The sequence below is a fragment of the Enterobacter cloacae complex sp. I1M genome, from assembly GCF_014982425.1.
Classification (GTDB): domain Bacteria; phylum Pseudomonadota; class Gammaproteobacteria; order Enterobacterales; family Enterobacteriaceae; genus Enterobacter; species Enterobacter intestinihominis.
The window spans coordinates 1-14,997 of sequence record NZ_JADCLG010000009.1 but is presented as its reverse complement, the minus strand read 5'-3'; the positions used below and the strand labels follow the sequence as shown (position 1 = coordinate 14,997).

Genomic DNA, 14,997 nt, shown 5'->3' with positions numbered 1-14,997 from the left:
TGCCTGACGCCACTATCCTGTCTACCATTGCAGCAATGTGTGATTTCAAGGAATTAAACGCAATGACAAGACGTTACCTGAAAATAGTGCTGGTTGGGAGCCTGTTCACGCTCAGCGCCTGCGCACAGCAAAGTGAAGTTCGCGAGATGAAACAAAGCGTGAATACGCTCAATGTGGCGATGGACAAACTTAATAAAGAAACCGTGAAGATCACCCAGCAGAACGCGCTGAATGCCAAATCCAGCAATGGCGTTTATTTATTGCCGGGCGCAAACACGCCCGCGCGTCTGAACAGCCAGATTGGCACGCTAAGGATGTCTCTGGTGAATGTTGCAGCGAATGCCGATGGTACGCGCGCAACATTACGCATTCAGGGTGAATCCAACGATCCGCTTCCCGCCTTCAGCGGCACCGTAGAGTGGGGCCAGATTCAGGGCACCACGGAGAGCTATCAGGAGGTGAATGTGAAGAATCAGCTCTTCACCGCCCCCGCCAGCACGCTGGCACCGAGCGATGTTGATATCCCGCTCCAGCTGAGCGGACTGACGCCAGAACAGTTGGGCTTTATCCGCATTCACGACATTCAACCTGCCGCGCAATAACCCGCCCTTTTAGCGGAGTGAAATGTCACTCCGCTAACATTTACATTTCGTATGGATTGGCAACATAAATGATTGCCGCTACAATCCCGGCCGTTTAAAGTACGCAAACGTGAACGCAATCGATTACGTATGTGAGAGATATGTGAAACAACACATATTTTTGTGAGCAAGGATTCCTATAATAGGCTCCGCAGAAACACGAAATATTTAGAAACGCAATTCGCGCATTTTTCACTCCCGGAAGGGAATTTCAATCAGTGGCATGATTATGAAAAAAACATTACTCGCAGCTGGCGCCGTGCTGGCACTGTCCTCCTCTTTCACTGTTAACGCAGCGGAAAACGACAAACCACAATATCTCTCCGACTGGTGGCACCAGAGCGTTAACGTGGTAGGCAGCTACCACACCCGTTTCGGGCCGCAGATCCGCAACGATACCTACCTGGAATACGAAGCGTTTGCCAAGAAAGACTGGTTTGATTTCTACGGCTACGTCGATCTGCCGGTATTCTTCGGCGGTAACTCCGATGCGAAAGGTATCTGGAACAATGGCTCCCCGCTGTTCATGGAAATCGAACCGCGTTTCTCTATTGACAAACTGACCGGCACCAGCCTGGCGTTTGGTCCGTTCAAAGAGTGGTACTTCGCGAACAACTACATCTATGACATGGGTCGCAACGATTCTCAGGAACAGAGCACCTGGTATATGGGTCTGGGTACTGACATCGAAACCGGCCTGCCAATGAGCCTGTCACTGAACGTGTATGCGAAATACCAGTGGCAGAACTATGGCGCATCAAATGAGAACGAGTGGGATGGCTACCGTTTCAAAGTGAAATACTTTGTGCCAATCACTCAGCTGTGGGGCGGTAACCTGAGCTATATCGGCTTCACTAACTTTGACTGGGGTTCAGACCTGGGCGACGATAACTTCTATGACAACAACGGGAAGCATGCTCGTACCAGTAACTCCATCGCCTCCAGCCACATTCTGGCGCTGAACTACGATCACTGGCACTACTCTGTTGTTGCGCGTTACTGGCACAACGGTGGCCAGTGGAACGACGACGCCAGCCTGAACTTCGGCAACGGCGACTTCAGCGTTCGCTCTACCGGTTGGGGTGGTTACCTGGTCGTGGGTTACAACTTCTAACCTGTGCGGACTTCGCCCGGTGGCGCTGCGCTTGCCGGGCCTACGATCCGAATGTAGGCCGGGTAAGGCGTAGACGCCACCCGGCTTTTTACTGCTTCACCTTCCGCAAAAAATCTGCCAGAGCTCTGTCCGCACTTTCGCTAAAGCGTCTCTCCGTCTGCACAATATTGAGGTACCTGTCGAGCCGGAAGCAGCGGTATGCATACTGTCAGGAGTAGACAAAAAAAATCCCGGCCAGCAGGCCGGGATTTCGATACCGCATAAGACTCTTACGGCAGAATGGACGGCTGATCCGCCCCTTCTTTCTCGACTTTCTGCTGGATCAGATGCTCGCGCTTCATGCCCAGCTTCAGCGCCAGCGCGGACGCGACGTAGATAGACGAGGCCGTACCGATTGACACACCGATCAGCATGGTCAGCGAGAAGCCTTCCAGCACCGGGCCACCGAACAGGAACAGCATCAGGATCACCATCAGGGTGGTGCCGGAGGTGATCAACGTACGGTGCAGCGTCTGGGTCAACGACACGTTAAAGATTTCGTACGGCGTGCCGCGACGGATCTTACGGAAGTTTTCACGAATACGGTCAGATACCACGATACTGTCGTTCAGTGAGTAACCGATAACGGACATCAGGGATGCCACAATCGTCAGGTCAATCTCAATGTGGAAAAGAGACAGTATGCCCATGGTGATCACCACGTCGTGCGCCAGAGCGATAACCACGCCTGCCGCCAGTCGCCACTCAAAGCGGAAACCGACGTAAATCAGAATCGAGATCAGCGCCACCAGCAGCGCCATCGCACCGGTCTGTGCCAGGTCAGCACCAACGCTCGGGCCGACAAACTCAATACGCTTAACCGTTGCATCCTGGCTGGTCGTTTCGTTAATAACCTGAACGACCTTGCTGCCCAGCTCCTGGCTGCCGTTGGCATCGTGTACCGGCGGCATACGCACCATGATGTCGCGGCTGCTGCCGAAGTTCTGTAGCAGCGGCTCTTCAAAGCCCGCTTTTTGCAGAGACTCACGCATCTGGTCCATATCGACCGGTTTTTCCAGGGTAATTTCGATCACCGTACCACCGGTGAAATCCAGACCCCAGTTAAAGCCTTTCACGCCCATAATGACGATGGACAAGATCAGCAGAAAACCTGAAATGCCGAAGGCCCAGTAGTCCCAGCGCATAAAGTCCCAGACTTTACGGCCGTGGTTCAATTGTTCAACAGTATATTCCTGTGCCACAACGCACTCCTCAGATAGACAGCTTTTTGACGCGCTTGCCGCCGTACAGCAGGTTCACGATGGCACGGGTGCCGACAATAGCGGTAAACATCGACGTTGCGACACCGATACCGGTAGTAATCGCAAAGCCTTTGATCGCGCCAGTACCCACTGCATACAGGATAAGAACCTTAATCAGTGTTGTTACGTTCGCATCGAAGATGGAGCTGAACGCCCCTTTGTAGCCTTCTTCAATCGCCTGCTGTACAGAACGACCGTTGCTCAGCTCTTCTTTAATACGTTCGTTTATCAGTACGTTGGCGTCGACCGCCACCGCAAGGGTTAGAACGATACCCGCGATACCCGGCATGGTTAGCGTCGCCCCCGGCAGCAGGGACATGATACCGATGATCAGCACCAGGTTGGCAATCAGCGCGGAGGTCGCAATCAGGCCGAACTTCTTATAGAAGAAGATCATGAAGATGATGGACACCGCCAGACCGGCCAGACATGCTTCCAGACCCTGCTTGATGTTCTGCATACCCAGGGTTGGACCGATGGTACGCTCTTCAACAATCTGAATTGGCGCAATCAGCGCACCGGCACGCAGCAGCAGAGAGAGCTGACGCGCTTCGTTCGGGTTGCTGATACCGGTAATACGGAAGCTGTTACCCAGACGAGACTGGATGTTGGCGATGTTAATCACCTCTTCCTCTTTCACCAACACGGCACGGCCATTGGCGTCTTTCTTACCGCTGTCTTTGTACTCCACGAACAGGGTCGCCATCGGCTTGCCGATGTTGTCCTTGGTGAAGTTAGACATGATGTTGCCACCTGCGCTGTCCAGCGAGATGTTAACCTGCGGCTGGTTGTACTCATCCTGGCTTGAAGTGGAGTCGGTGATATGGTCACCGGTCAGGATCACGCGTTTGTACAGCACAACCGGCTGGCCTTCGCGGGTCTGTTTCACTTCGGAATCGCCCGGCACACGGCCTGAAGCCGCAGCAGCCTGGTCAACGTTGGCGTTAACCAGACGGAACTCCAGAGTCGCCGTCGCGCCCAGAATCTCTTTCGCCCGGGCGGTATCCTGGATACCTGGCAGTTCGACCACGATACGGTCAGCACCCTGACGCTGTACCAGTGGCTCAGCCACGCCCAGCTGGTTTACACGGTTACGCAGAATGTTAATGTTCTGCTGAACGGCGTACTCACGTGCTTCACTCAGACGCGCGTCGGTCATTACCGCACGCAGCTGGTTGCTGCCCTGAGAGGTGATCACCAGATCGCGGTGACGCTGAGACAGATAGGTCACAGCCTGATCGCGTGCCGCGCTGTCGCGGAACGTGATGCTCATGCCGTAGTTATCTTCTTTACGTACGGTGGTGTACGGAATGCCTTTATCGCGCAGATCGCTGCGCAGGCTGTCGATATTCTGTTCCTGTAGCTTGCCGAGCGCGGTATCCATATCCACTTCCATCAGGAAGTGAACGCCGCCACGCAGGTCAAGACCCAGTTTCATTGGCTCTGCGTTCAGCGCAGCCAGCCAGCGTGGGGTTGCAGGAGCAAGGTTAAGCGCCACGACATATTTATCACCCAGCACGCCCATCAGCGCTTCACGTGCGCGGAGCTGCGTGTCGGTGGTGTCGAAGCGAGCAAGAATTGCGCCCTCTTCCAGTGCCACAGACTTAGCGGTAATTTTTTCTTCTTGTAACGTTTTCTGGACCTGGATCAGCGTTTGCTCACTGGCGGCGACACCGCGCGCGCCAGTGATTTGAACGGCCGGATCCTCACCATACAGGTTGGGAAGCGCGTACAGCAGGCCGACGATAATCACGACGACCAGCATGATGTACTTCCACAAAGGATAACGGTTTAACACGGCAGTTCCCTTTGGGAAAAGTTGGGATTACAGCGCCTTCATGGTGCCTTTCGGCAGAACGGCAGCTACGAAGTCACGTTTGATAACCACTTCAGTGGTGTCGTTCAGGGCGATAGCAATGTAGCCGTTTTCCGCTACTTTGGTTACGCGACCCACCAGGCCACCATTGGTCAGGACTTCATCGCCCTTCGCGATGGAGTTCATCAGGTTTTTGTGCTCTTTAGTACGCTTCTGCTGTGGACGCAGGATCATGAAGTAGAAGATCAGACCGAACACAACCAGCATCAGAATCAGAGACATCGGGCTGCCCTGCGCTGGTGCACCCGTTGCTGCTACCGCATCAGAAATAAAAAAGCTCATTCAAATTCCCTCATTATTAAAATTAATCAACGTTCAACGGTGGAACATCCCGCCCCTGACGTTGGTAGAAATCGGTCACGAAGCTCTCTAATTTACCCTCTTCGATAGCCTTACGTAAACCAGCCATTAAGCGCTGATAATAACGAAGATTATGAATGGTATTGAGACGCGCCCCCAAAATCTCGTTGCAACGATCGAGATGATGCAGATACGCGCGAGAATAATTGCGACAGGTATAGCAATCGCACTCGGAATCGAGCGGGCTGGTGTCACTCTTATGCTTCGCGTTACGGATTTTCACCACGCCATCGGTAACGAACAGATGACCGTTACGCGCGTTTCGGGTTGGCATAACGCAGTCGAACATATCAATGCCGCGACGTACGCCTTCCACCAGATCTTCTGGTTTACCCACACCCATCAGGTATCGTGGTTTATCCGCCGGGATTTGCGGGCAGACATGCTCCAGAATACGGTGCATATCTTCCTTCGGCTCACCCACAGCCAAACCGCCGACAGCGTAGCCATCAAAGCCTATCTCTACCAGACCTTTAACCGAGATATCGCGTAAATCTTCGTAAACGCTGCCCTGGATAATGCCGAACAGCGCATTTTTGTTTTGCAGGGCGTCAAAACGGTCGCGGCTACGCTTCGCCCAACGCAGGGACATCTCCATGGAACGTTTGGCATAGTCCCAGTCCGCCGGGTATGGCGTACATTCGTCGAAGATCATCACGATATCGGAGCCGAGATCGTACTGAATCTCCATAGACTTTTCCGGATCGAGGAAGATTGGATCGCCGTTGATCGGGTTACGGAAGTGTACGCCCTGCTCGGTGATCTTACGGATATCGCCCAGGCTGAAGACCTGGAAACCGCCGGAGTCGGTGAGGATGGGGCCTTTCCACTGCATGAAGTCGTGCAGATCGCCGTGGAGCTTCATGATCTCCTGGCCTGGACGCAGCCACAGGTGGAAGGTGTTGCCGAGAATAATCTGTGCGCCAGTGGCTTCAACTTCTTCCGGCGTCATTCCTTTTACGGTGCCGTACGTGCCCACAGGCATAAACGCGGGGGTTTCTACCACGCCGCGATCAAACACTAGGCGACCGCGACGCGCGCGGCCATCGGTGGTATCGAGTTCAAATTTCATTTTTTCTCCGACGTCAGAAAAACAGTCCAACGTTGTAACACGGTGCCGCGGACTTATTCCCCGACACGCTCATTCAAAGCCTGCGGATTGTACGTGATAAACATCGCGTCACCGTAGCTAAAAAAGCGATATTTTTGTTCTACCGCAGACTTGTAGGCGTTCATCGTATGCTGATACCCCGCAAACGCGGAGACCAGCATAATCAGCGTCGATTCAGGCAGATGGAAGTTGGTCACCAGCGCATCAATGACTTTGTACTGATAGCCCGGGTAGATAAAGATCTGCGTATCGCCAAAGAAGGGCTCAATCAGCTCTTTTTTCGCGGCCTGCGCAGCGCTCTCAAGGGAACGTACCGACGTTGTACCGACGGCCACGACGCGGCTACCGCGCGCTTTCGCCGCCAGCACCGCATCAACCACCTCCTGCGGCACTTCGGCATACTCAGAGTGCATGATGTGGTCTTCGATGCTGTCCACGCGCACCGGCTGGAACGTCCCCGCGCCGACGTGCAGCGTCACGAAGGCCATCTCAATACCCTTGGCGCGCAACTTTTCCAGCAGCGGTTCATCAAAGTGCAGGCCCGCCGTTGGCGCCGCCACTGCGCCAGGCTTCTGGCTGTAGACGGTCTGATACAGCTCGCGGTCGGCTTCTTCATCCGGGCGTTCAATGTACGGCGGCAGCGGCATGTGGCCGATGGCGTTGAGGATATCAAGCACTGTGCGCTCGTCGTTGAACTCCACCTCGAACAGCGCGTCGTGACGCGCGGTCATGGTCGCTTTGATGCTCTCGTCATCACCCAGCAGCAGTTCAGCGCCCGGCTTCGGCGCTTTGGATGCGCGAATATGTGCCAGAATACGTTTATCATCGAGCATACGTTCGACCAGCACCTCAATCTTGCCGCCGCTGGCTTTACGGCCAAACAGACGCGCTGGGATCACGCGGGTATTGTTAAAGACCAGCAGATCGCCAGGGTTGAGCTTGTCGAGCAGATCGGTGAAAGTACCGTGCGTCAGCGCGCCCGTTGGCCCGTCCAGTGACAGCAAGCGACAGCTGCTACGCTCAGGCATGGGGTAGTGAGCAATCAGGGATTCAGGTAGTTCAAAGGAGAAATCGGCGACGCGCATGACGTATACTCGTGACTTAAAAACAGGCGGCATAGTCTAGTGCTCACACCCTTTTGCTGCAACAACTAGCCGCCACCGGACGAATAAAACGCATGAATTTTCTCGCTCACCTGCATCTCGCTCACCTCGCGGACAGCTCCCTCTCCGGCAATTTGCTGGCCGATTTCGTACGCGGCAACCCCGCGGAAGATTATTCCCCCGAGGTTATCGACGGGATTTTTATGCACCGCCGCATCGACGTGCTGACCGATAACCTGCCGGAAGTGACGGAAGCCAAAGCCTGGTTCCGCCCCGAAACGCGACGCGTGGCGCCGATCACGCTCGACGTCATGTGGGATCATTTCCTGTCGCGCCACTGGTCCCAGCTGTCGCCTGATATGTCGCTGCCTGAGTTTGTGCGCTACGCCCACGCGCAGGTGTCGATCATTTTGCCGGACTCCCCACCGCGCTTTGTGAATCTGAATAACTATCTGTGGTCTGAACGCTGGCTGGAGCGTTACCGCGAGATGGATTTCATTCAGAACGTGCTCAACGGCATGGCCAGCCGTCGACCGCGTCTGGACGCGCTGCGCGACTCCTGGCACGACCTGGACAAACATTATGACGCGCTGGAAACGCGCTTCTGGCAGTTCTACCCGCGCATGATGGCGCAGGCGAAAAATAAAGAACTGTGATGCCGGTTCGATTGATAGGTAAAAGCTGGTGGAACGATTGTTACCACCTCTTTGTCTTATTCCCGCGCTGCCTCTATACTGGCCCGCGTTGCGTTCCAAATAACCTTAGTATCTACAGGAGAATCATATGGTTCTGGTAACTCGTCCGGCTCCGGATTTTACAGCTGCCGCCGTTCTGGGCAACGGTGAAATCGTTGAAAACTTCAACTTCAAACAGCACACCAACGGTAAAGCGACCGTTCTGTTCTTCTGGCCAATGGACTTCACTTTCGTTTGCCCGTCTGAGCTGATCGCGTTCGACAAACGTTACGAAGAATTCCAGAAGCGTGGCGTGGAAGTGGTTGGCGTCTCCTTCGACTCTGAATTTGTACACAACGCATGGCGTAACACCCCTGTCGAAAACGGCGGCATCGGTGCGGTGAAATACGCGATGGTTGCGGACATCAAACGTGAAATCCAGCAGGCTTACGGTATCGAACATCCGGACGCTGGCGTTGCGCTGCGTGGTTCTTTCCTGATCGACGCGAACGGCATCGTTCGTCACCAGGTTGTGAACGATCTGCCGCTGGGTCGTAACATTGACGAAATGCTGCGCATGGTTGACGCGCTCCAGTTCCACGAAGAGCACGGTGAAGTGTGCCCGGCTCAGTGGGAAAAAGGTAAAGAAGGTATGGCGGCTTCCCCAGACGGCGTAGCTAAATACCTGTCTGAGAACGTATCCAGCCTGTAATCGGCACGGTTTACGAAAAAAACCCGCGACTACGCGGGTTTTTTTATGGCTTATGCTGCGCCGTCTTTTTTTACCTCGCGCCAGATGCGCCATGCCATACCCGCAAGCACCATCACCCCGACGATCAGTACGCCCCAGACCATCAGCGTTTTCATTCTGCTTTCCTGCTCAGCCGCAGACGTCGCGGTTAAACGCGCCTCGCCACCCAGCGGGACAGGTTCCAGCGTATCCGCCATCGGCAGAGCTGCCAGATCGTAGGTTTTACGCAGTTCGGTCGGGATCAGCATATCCGTCTCCACGCTTGCCGGTTTCGCAGCCCCGTTCCCCCACGCAAGCAGATACGGCCCCTTCCCCTGCGCGTTGAACACCAGATCATAGCGCACGCGTTGCCCGATCACGCCCGGCAGGTTCTCTGGCAAACGCGCATTGTAGGTCTTGATTTTTACCGCCTCGACCAGCCCGCCCGGGAGCGGAACAGGTTCAGACGTTTTGCCGCCGAGCTGGTAGATCACCTCTTTTTTCAGCGTATGCCACCGATCCTTGTCCGCTCCCCGCCAGGCTATTTCTGCCGGGAGAACGCCGTCGCCATTCAGCATGAAGGCGATCGCACTCAGAGGCTGCGGATGTTTCCAGCGCCACACGGCTTCGCTATCGGATAGCAGCTCCCCCTCTCCCGCCAGGCTAATGTGCTCTGATTCCGGCTGCGCAGGAGCGTTAATCGCGTTGACGCCGGTTAACATCAGGGCTGAACGCCCCGTGTTCAGCACCAGCAGCAGATAGCGATTCGCCTCAGGAGATAACACCAGATCGGTATCGATGCGGTCGAGCTTCAGGCGATCCTGTCCACTCATCACGTCCAGCAGGGGCATCTCTTCGCGCAGGGTATACCAGTTTTTCAGATCCTCGCTGTAATAGACCGATGCCGTCCCCTGCCACGAGCCCTGCGGCGTGTCCCAGAAAAGCTGGAGCTGAGAGAGCGGAACCTCCGTCGCGTTTTCCGGCAGGGTCAGCAGATAATGCTGTCCGGCAGCCGCCGCGTGTTGCCCTTCCAGCACAATCTCCACGCCGTTTCTGGCACGTAACATAATTTTATCGCCACTGCCCTCTTCCCCGCCCGTCGAGGCGTTAAGCGCAAAGAGGCGCAGCGCCGTGGTGGTCGGTGCCGGCTGCGGACGCGTCGTGGTAACCAGGCTGAACGGTACCGGCTCGCCCGACTGATTAAACACGCGCACGTCGCGCAGATCGGGCGATGTGCTCTGCTGATAAACCGCCAGCGGCAGCATGACCCGATACCACGGCGAAGAGGCAGAGGTATCAAGGGACAGGCCATAAGCATAATCCCGCGGGGATTCCACCGGCGCGCCCTCGCTGAATGCCGGACCGGCCACGGCCAGCAGTGCCGCACAAACAACCGCATTCATCCATTTCATTTTTCTTCTCCTGCTTTAGGCGGTAGCGGCGAGAAATAGCCCACAATCAGGACCAGGATCGCCACGCCAATAAACGCGACAGCACGCGCCAGGCCGCCACCGCCCGCGCTGTCCACCAGCATCAGTTTGAGCATGACCACCCCCAGCAGCACCGCACCGGCAAGCCACTGCTGACGGGAGGCCTGACGGGTGGCGCGGATCATGACCACCAGCGCGCAGAACATCCAGAACAGGGCAAAGGTGGTCTGGATAAGCCGCGAATGCCACAGCGACTCCATATTCCAGGCCACCTCGCCGTACCACGCCAGCGCGCGCAGCAGCGCGCCGTTTAGCCACCAGAAGCCAAGCGCCATCAGCACAACGGCGGGCCACGGTCGGGACTGCGCAAGCGATGCCGGATAGTGGCGATCCACTGCCCGATAAAACACCACCAGCCCCAGCAGCGCGAACGCCGCCCCTTCCTCAAGTGGGTTCACCAGCGGCAGCCAGGTCTGTCGATAGACTACCCCGTCCTGGAAATTAGTCACGACCAGCAATACCACCAGCGCCACAACCACAGGGATCACGGCAAGGCAGGCGTAGAGCGCAGGCCATACCCGGAACGGCCACCCGCGACGCCGTACGGCCGCGGAGAGCGCCATAATTACCCCACCGCCGACAGCCATCGCAATGCCGCTTCCCCAGGCCGCCATGCCCCATGGCAGGGAGCGGGCAAACCAGTAAAGCTCGGCGGCCATGGCGAGTAAAATCATCCACAACAGCGACAGATGCAGCCCCATTGCGATGCGCGGAAGAAGTTTATCTTCGTCGCGCCGCAGCATCATCAGGGCGGCAGGCAGCGCAATAGCCCAGGCCAGATTTGCCCAGCCGGCTGCCAGGATCTGCTGTTGCCAGACCTGATAAAGCACCATCAGCAGCATCACCGGCCACAGCAGCCATTTGCTGGCATCCAGCTCCCGCCATGCCAGACGAGCGGCAGCCTGCCGCCATCCCCAGGCCGACACCGCCGTCAGCGCCAGCACGCCCGCAAGAACCGATAATTCTGTCTTGAGGATCAGTTGCGACGCACCCAGTTGCGCCACTAACCAGAACAGCAGCCCACCGACCACCAGCGCCCAACTACCCGGCAGAGAGATTTTTCGCCACAGCCAGGCCGCAGCCACCCAGCAAAGACTGAGCACTGCGAAAATAAGCAGCAGGCTCAGGGAGGTGACGCCGTCCATCTGCGCCCATATCGCGCTGCCGAGCGCCAGCACCAGCAGCGCCGTCCCGCTATAGCTCATACGCCGCTGCTGCTGTTGCACGCCCAGCCAGAGGATACCCAGCCCCTCCAGCGCCCAGGCCATCGCCGTCCAGCGCGCCGAAAGCGCCAGCGGAATGGCAAGCGTGGCAAACCCGCCGCCAATCGCCAGCGCCGCCATAATCAGTGGTCGCCCAATGGAGGGGTAACGTCGCAGCGCGAGGAACGCCAGTGAGAGATAAAACGCACCATAACCCAGCGCGCTGAGCGCCGGGCCGTACGTCCAGTGCGACGTCATGCCGTACTGCATCCCAAAACCAATCAGCGGCGGGGCAAACAGCAGTACGCCGTCAATAATCTGTTTACCTTTTTCCTGCGCCCGCAGCGACAGCGCTACGCTAAACACGCCAAAAATAAGCGTATTGGCAATCAGGAACAGCTGACAGATAACATAGTTTTCAGGCTGGTAGTCGCTCAGCCCCCACACTCCGCCAACGCCAAACGTGAAGAGCAGCCCGAGCAGGTTGAGCTCGCGCCAGTGCTGCCAGATGCTGATGACGAGAATGCCGATGGAGAGCAGAAGATAGAAGGAGAACAGCGCCACAAAGCTACCGCCCCCGGTAGACAGGAGCAGCGGCGCAAGATATCCGCCCAGGCTCGCCAGCATGGCAAGGCTCAGCGCCTTTTGCAGCACGGCCAGCCCGACGCTCGCCGCGCAAATCACCACCAGCAGCGCAAACGCCAGCGTCATCGGCAGCATCTGCCACAGCCGGAATGCGCCAAAGACGGTCAGGTAAAGCACGCCGGTCGCCCCGCCCTGGAGGATCAGCGCGTAGATCCGCTGCCTGTGCCGCAGCCGCCATCCAACGGCCAGCAGAACCATGGCAAACAGCGCCGTGGCGGCAAGACGCAGCTCAAGCGGAAACAGTGAATGTTCAACGGTATAGCGCAGCAGGAAAGAGAGGCCGAGGAAGAGCAGTACAATCCCCAGTTTTGCCAGCGGATTGCCCTGCATAAACCAGCGCGTCAGCGAGGACAGGATGCCGCCAAAGGCGGAAGGCCGTTTTGCCGCCGGGACAGGCGCAGGTTCTGCTTCAGTGACGGGCGGTTCGGGACGCCAGGGATCGACAGGTGCGTTAACGGCCTCTGGCACCGGCGCTGGTGTCTCCACTGGCGCGGCGGTCTGCACCGGCTCCGGCGCTTTCTCAGCTACACCGTGCTGCTCAAGCGCCTCAATGCGCTGGCGAAGCCGGGCGATCTCCTGCCGCGCCGCCGTGCTTCGATTAAAGCCTATCACCGCAAGCACGGGGGCCACGACCAGCGCAAAAACCAGGAACAAACAGCCAAGGATGTAAAGCTCGTCCATGTTTCCACCTTCACCGTAAAAGATCCGTTAAGATTGACACAAGTAGTTGCATTTGCGCCATCTAAAAGGTGAAAACCATGCTGCCTGCGCTTAGCTGCCGAACCAGACCGTAGCGGAGATCGCCGGCAGCGTGAGCACGTTCTCCTGTAACGTCGCTTTCCCCTCTTTGCTCTTCCACGTTTTACCGGCCAGCAGCGGTGAATCTTCCAGCACCACTTCACACGCCTCGCCCCGGTTGATCGCCACCAGCACGCGCTGCTGGTTATAGACGCGGACAAACACCACCACGTTATCGTGGGCGTACATCACCTGACAGCCCCCGTAGCGCAGGGCCTGACTCTGCCTGCGCAGCGTCGCCATACGCTGGTACAGGCTGAACAGATCCTGATCCTGTTTTTCACTCTCCCACGGGAAGGTTTTTCGGCAGAACGGATCGTTATTCCCCTCCAGCCCCACTTCATCGCCATAGTAGATGCAGGGTACGCCCGGCCAGGTAAAGAGCCAGGTCACCGCCAGCGGCAGACGCGCCACATCTTTACCCAGCAGCGATTTAAAGCGCGCGGTATCGTGGCTGTCGAGCTGGTTAAACATCCGCAGCTGCTGCTGATGCGACAGGCCAGCGCGATAGTTTTCCATCCACGCCATGCAGGTTTCGGCGTCAATATGCTGCGGATCGTAAGAGATATCGGTGTTAGCGAGGAAACCCCACAGCGGGAAGGTGAAGCCGCGATAGTTCATCGCCGCGTCTTCTGCATCAGCCTGCAACCACTGCCGCGCGTCGCCAAAGTGCTCCCCGAAGACGAATGCTTCCGAGCGGGCCGCTTTTGCCGACCGGGTAATGGCGGCGACATGCTGAAGGTTATTCCGCGCCCCGCCTGCTTCACCCAGCATATGCACCACGTCCAGTCGCCAGCCGTCCATGTTCCACGGCGCTTTCAGCCAGTGGCGCACGATGCTGTCTTCGCCGCCGTAGATCTCATTCACAAGCGTTGACGACTGGAAATCGAGCTTCGGCAGGCTCGGGTAGCCCAGCCAGTCCAGTGCGCGGCCATTCTCGTCAAAACTGTACCAGTCACGCTGCGGTGAGTCCGGATTATGGCATGCGCCGCCCATCGACTGATTATGCCGGTCAAACCACGCGTGAGAATCACCGCTGTGATTGAACACGCCATCAAGGATCAGGCGCATACCCTCTTTTTGCGTGTTGTGGCGCAGCCGCAGCAGCGCCTCGTCACCGCCAAACTGCTCGTCAACGTGGCGGTAGTCCTGCGTATCGTATTTGTGAACGCTTGGCGCTTTAAACACCGGGTTCAGGTACAGCGCCGTCACGCCGAGCTTTTTCAGGTATGGCAGTTTTTCGCTGATACCGTCGAGATCGCCGCCGTAAAAGGTCGATCCCCCCGCCTGGGCGGTCAGCGGCTCGTCCCATTTTTTCAGAATGATGTCGTGACCGACCGCATGATGGTAATAAACCTTGTCCTGATCGGCGGTGCGCTTTTCACTGCGCGCAAAGCGGTCCGGGAAAATCTGGTAAAAGACCTGATCGTTAACCCACTGCGGGCCGTTATCCGGGTGATCCACGGCAAACTGCTCCAGCCTGGCCGGAGGGAAACGGCTGAAGCCCTGCGGGGTAAACCACAACTGGCGGTTGTTCCACAGCAGCTTGAAGCCGTAGCGGCGACGCGGCTGTCCGCTGCGCAAATCGATATTCGCCCGCCACGCCGTAATACCCGGCTGAGGCTGGCTGCGCACCTTGTGCATTTTCAGCGATGTCTCTTCGTTATCCACTTCGGCGCGCAGGGTCACACGTTCAGGCTGATTTTCCCCTGCCAGCCAGAGCGTAATCACAAGGTTGTCTTTGTTTTGCTTAACAAATGGGGCAACCGGAAGGTGCCAGGCGTTTAACATCACGAATCCCCTTTGATGAAATTGACGTCACCTTGCCACAGGGTGATTAAGGATAGCTCACCATGATGGGATTTATTGGGGGAGGAGGACGGGGGAGGAGGCATCAGTGCGGCCTGATGCCCTCACCCTAACCCTCTCCCACGGGGCTGAGGGATCCCCAG

12 protein-coding genes and 1 pseudogene are annotated in these 14,997 nt (G+C 57.0%); 4 read left to right on the top strand and 9 right to left on the bottom strand.

Annotated elements, in window-relative coordinates; genetic code table 11:
• Nucleotides 1-62 precede the first annotated feature (62 nt).
• Together INF86_RS04280 and INF86_RS04275 are read left to right on the top strand one after the other, a co-directional pair.
• On the top strand, nt 63-602 hold the full coding sequence (locus INF86_RS04280; RefSeq protein WP_022647224.1) for a DUF3251 domain-containing protein: 540 nt from the start codon (nt 63-65) through the stop codon (nt 600-602).
• A gap of 268 nt (nt 603-870) precedes the next feature.
• Nucleotides 871-1,755, top strand: coding sequence for a nucleoside-specific channel-forming protein Tsx (locus tag INF86_RS04275; RefSeq protein ID WP_032621817.1), 885 nt, complete (start codon nt 871-873; stop codon nt 1,753-1,755).
• An 88-nt stretch (nt 1,756-1,843) separates the two neighbouring features.
• Here INF86_RS04275 and INF86_RS04270 read toward each other — a convergent pair.
• The 6 genes and pseudogenes from INF86_RS04270 to queA all read right to left on the bottom strand — a co-directional run.
• Nucleotides 1,844-1,954: pseudogene (locus INF86_RS04270) on the bottom strand (DNA-binding transcriptional regulator); the annotation flags it as partial.
• Nucleotides 1,955-2,024: 70 nt separating this feature from the next.
• Complete coding sequence (secF, locus tag INF86_RS04265; RefSeq protein WP_003859105.1) at nt 2,025-2,996, bottom strand: protein translocase subunit SecF; 972 nt, start codon at nt 2,994-2,996, stop codon at nt 2,025-2,027.
• Nucleotides 2,997-3,006: 10 nt separating this feature from the next.
• Nucleotides 3,007-4,854, bottom strand: coding sequence for a protein translocase subunit SecD (secD, locus tag INF86_RS04260; RefSeq protein ID WP_032621613.1), 1,848 nt, complete (start codon nt 4,852-4,854; stop codon nt 3,007-3,009).
• A 27-nt stretch (nt 4,855-4,881) separates the two neighbouring features.
• Entirely contained in the window at nt 4,882-5,214 is a 333-nt protein-coding gene (gene yajC, locus INF86_RS04255; RefSeq protein ID WP_003859109.1) for a preprotein translocase subunit YajC, read from the bottom strand.
• 22 nt (nt 5,215-5,236) lie between these two features.
• Nucleotides 5,237-6,364, bottom strand: coding sequence for a tRNA guanosine(34) transglycosylase Tgt (gene tgt / locus INF86_RS04250; RefSeq protein WP_015571303.1), 1,128 nt, complete (start codon nt 6,362-6,364; stop codon nt 5,237-5,239).
• Between the two features lie 53 nt (nt 6,365-6,417).
• The gene (gene queA / locus INF86_RS04245; protein ID WP_022647221.1) at nt 6,418-7,488 is read right to left on the bottom strand and encodes a tRNA preQ1(34) S-adenosylmethionine ribosyltransferase-isomerase QueA; all 1,071 of its coding nucleotides are present in this window, start codon (nt 7,486-7,488) and stop codon (nt 6,418-6,420) included.
• A 92-nt stretch (nt 7,489-7,580) separates the two neighbouring features.
• Between queA and acpH the strand changes: the two genes are divergently transcribed.
• Both acpH and INF86_RS04235 read left to right on the top strand, forming a co-directional pair.
• Nucleotides 7,581-8,162, top strand: a complete 582-nt coding sequence (gene acpH, locus INF86_RS04240) for an ACP phosphodiesterase (protein WP_022647220.1) — start codon at nt 7,581-7,583, stop codon at nt 8,160-8,162.
• Nucleotides 8,163-8,289: 127 nt separating this feature from the next.
• Nucleotides 8,290-8,892 (top strand): peroxiredoxin C, encoded by a 603-nt coding sequence (locus tag INF86_RS04235; protein ID WP_003859113.1) that lies wholly within the window; start codon nt 8,290-8,292, stop codon nt 8,890-8,892.
• A 50-nt stretch (nt 8,893-8,942) separates the two neighbouring features.
• On the opposite strand, the gene INF86_RS04230 is transcribed toward INF86_RS04235, so the two are convergent.
• The 3 genes from INF86_RS04230 to malZ form a co-directional block, all read right to left on the bottom strand.
• Entirely contained in the window at nt 8,943-10,322 is a 1,380-nt protein-coding gene (locus tag INF86_RS04230; RefSeq protein ID WP_193543260.1) for a DUF3999 domain-containing protein, read from the bottom strand.
• Nucleotides 10,319-12,928, bottom strand: coding sequence for a DUF2339 domain-containing protein (locus INF86_RS04225; RefSeq protein ID WP_193543259.1), 2,610 nt, complete (start codon nt 12,926-12,928; stop codon nt 10,319-10,321). Before INF86_RS04225 ends, INF86_RS04230 begins: the two co-directional genes overlap by 4 nt.
• 90 nt (nt 12,929-13,018) lie before the next feature.
• On the bottom strand, nt 13,019-14,836 hold the full coding sequence (gene malZ, locus INF86_RS04220) for a maltodextrin glucosidase (protein WP_193543258.1): 1,818 nt from the start codon (nt 14,834-14,836) through the stop codon (nt 13,019-13,021).
• Nucleotides 14,837-14,997 lie beyond the last annotated feature (161 nt).

Excerpts from the sequence above, each read along its gene's own strand:
- INF86_RS04275 (WP_032621817.1), top strand. The coding sequence starts at position 871 with ATGAAAAAAACATTACTCGCAGCTGGCGCCGTGCTGGCACTGTCCTCC.
- INF86_RS04230 (WP_193543260.1), bottom strand. The coding sequence starts at position 10,322 with ATGAAATGGATGAATGCGGTTGTTTGTGCGGCACTGCTGGCCGTGGCC.
- INF86_RS04280 (WP_022647224.1), top strand. The coding sequence starts at position 63 with ATGACAAGACGTTACCTGAAAATAGTGCTGGTTGGGAGCCTGTTCACG.
- acpH (WP_022647220.1), top strand. The coding sequence starts at position 7,581 with ATGAATTTTCTCGCTCACCTGCATCTCGCTCACCTCGCGGACAGCTCC.
- INF86_RS04225 (WP_193543259.1), bottom strand. The coding sequence starts at position 12,928 with ATGGACGAGCTTTACATCCTTGGCTGTTTGTTCCTGGTTTTTGCGCTG.
- queA (WP_022647221.1), bottom strand. The coding sequence starts at position 7,488 with ATGCGCGTCGCCGATTTCTCCTTTGAACTACCTGAATCCCTGATTGCT.
- yajC (WP_003859109.1), bottom strand. The coding sequence starts at position 5,214 with ATGAGCTTTTTTATTTCTGATGCGGTAGCAGCAACGGGTGCACCAGCG.
- malZ (WP_193543258.1), bottom strand. The coding sequence starts at position 14,836 with ATGTTAAACGCCTGGCACCTTCCGGTTGCCCCATTTGTTAAGCAAAAC.
- INF86_RS04235 (WP_003859113.1), top strand. The coding sequence starts at position 8,290 with ATGGTTCTGGTAACTCGTCCGGCTCCGGATTTTACAGCTGCCGCCGTT.
- tgt (WP_015571303.1), bottom strand. The coding sequence starts at position 6,364 with ATGAAATTTGAACTCGATACCACCGATGGCCGCGCGCGTCGCGGTCGC.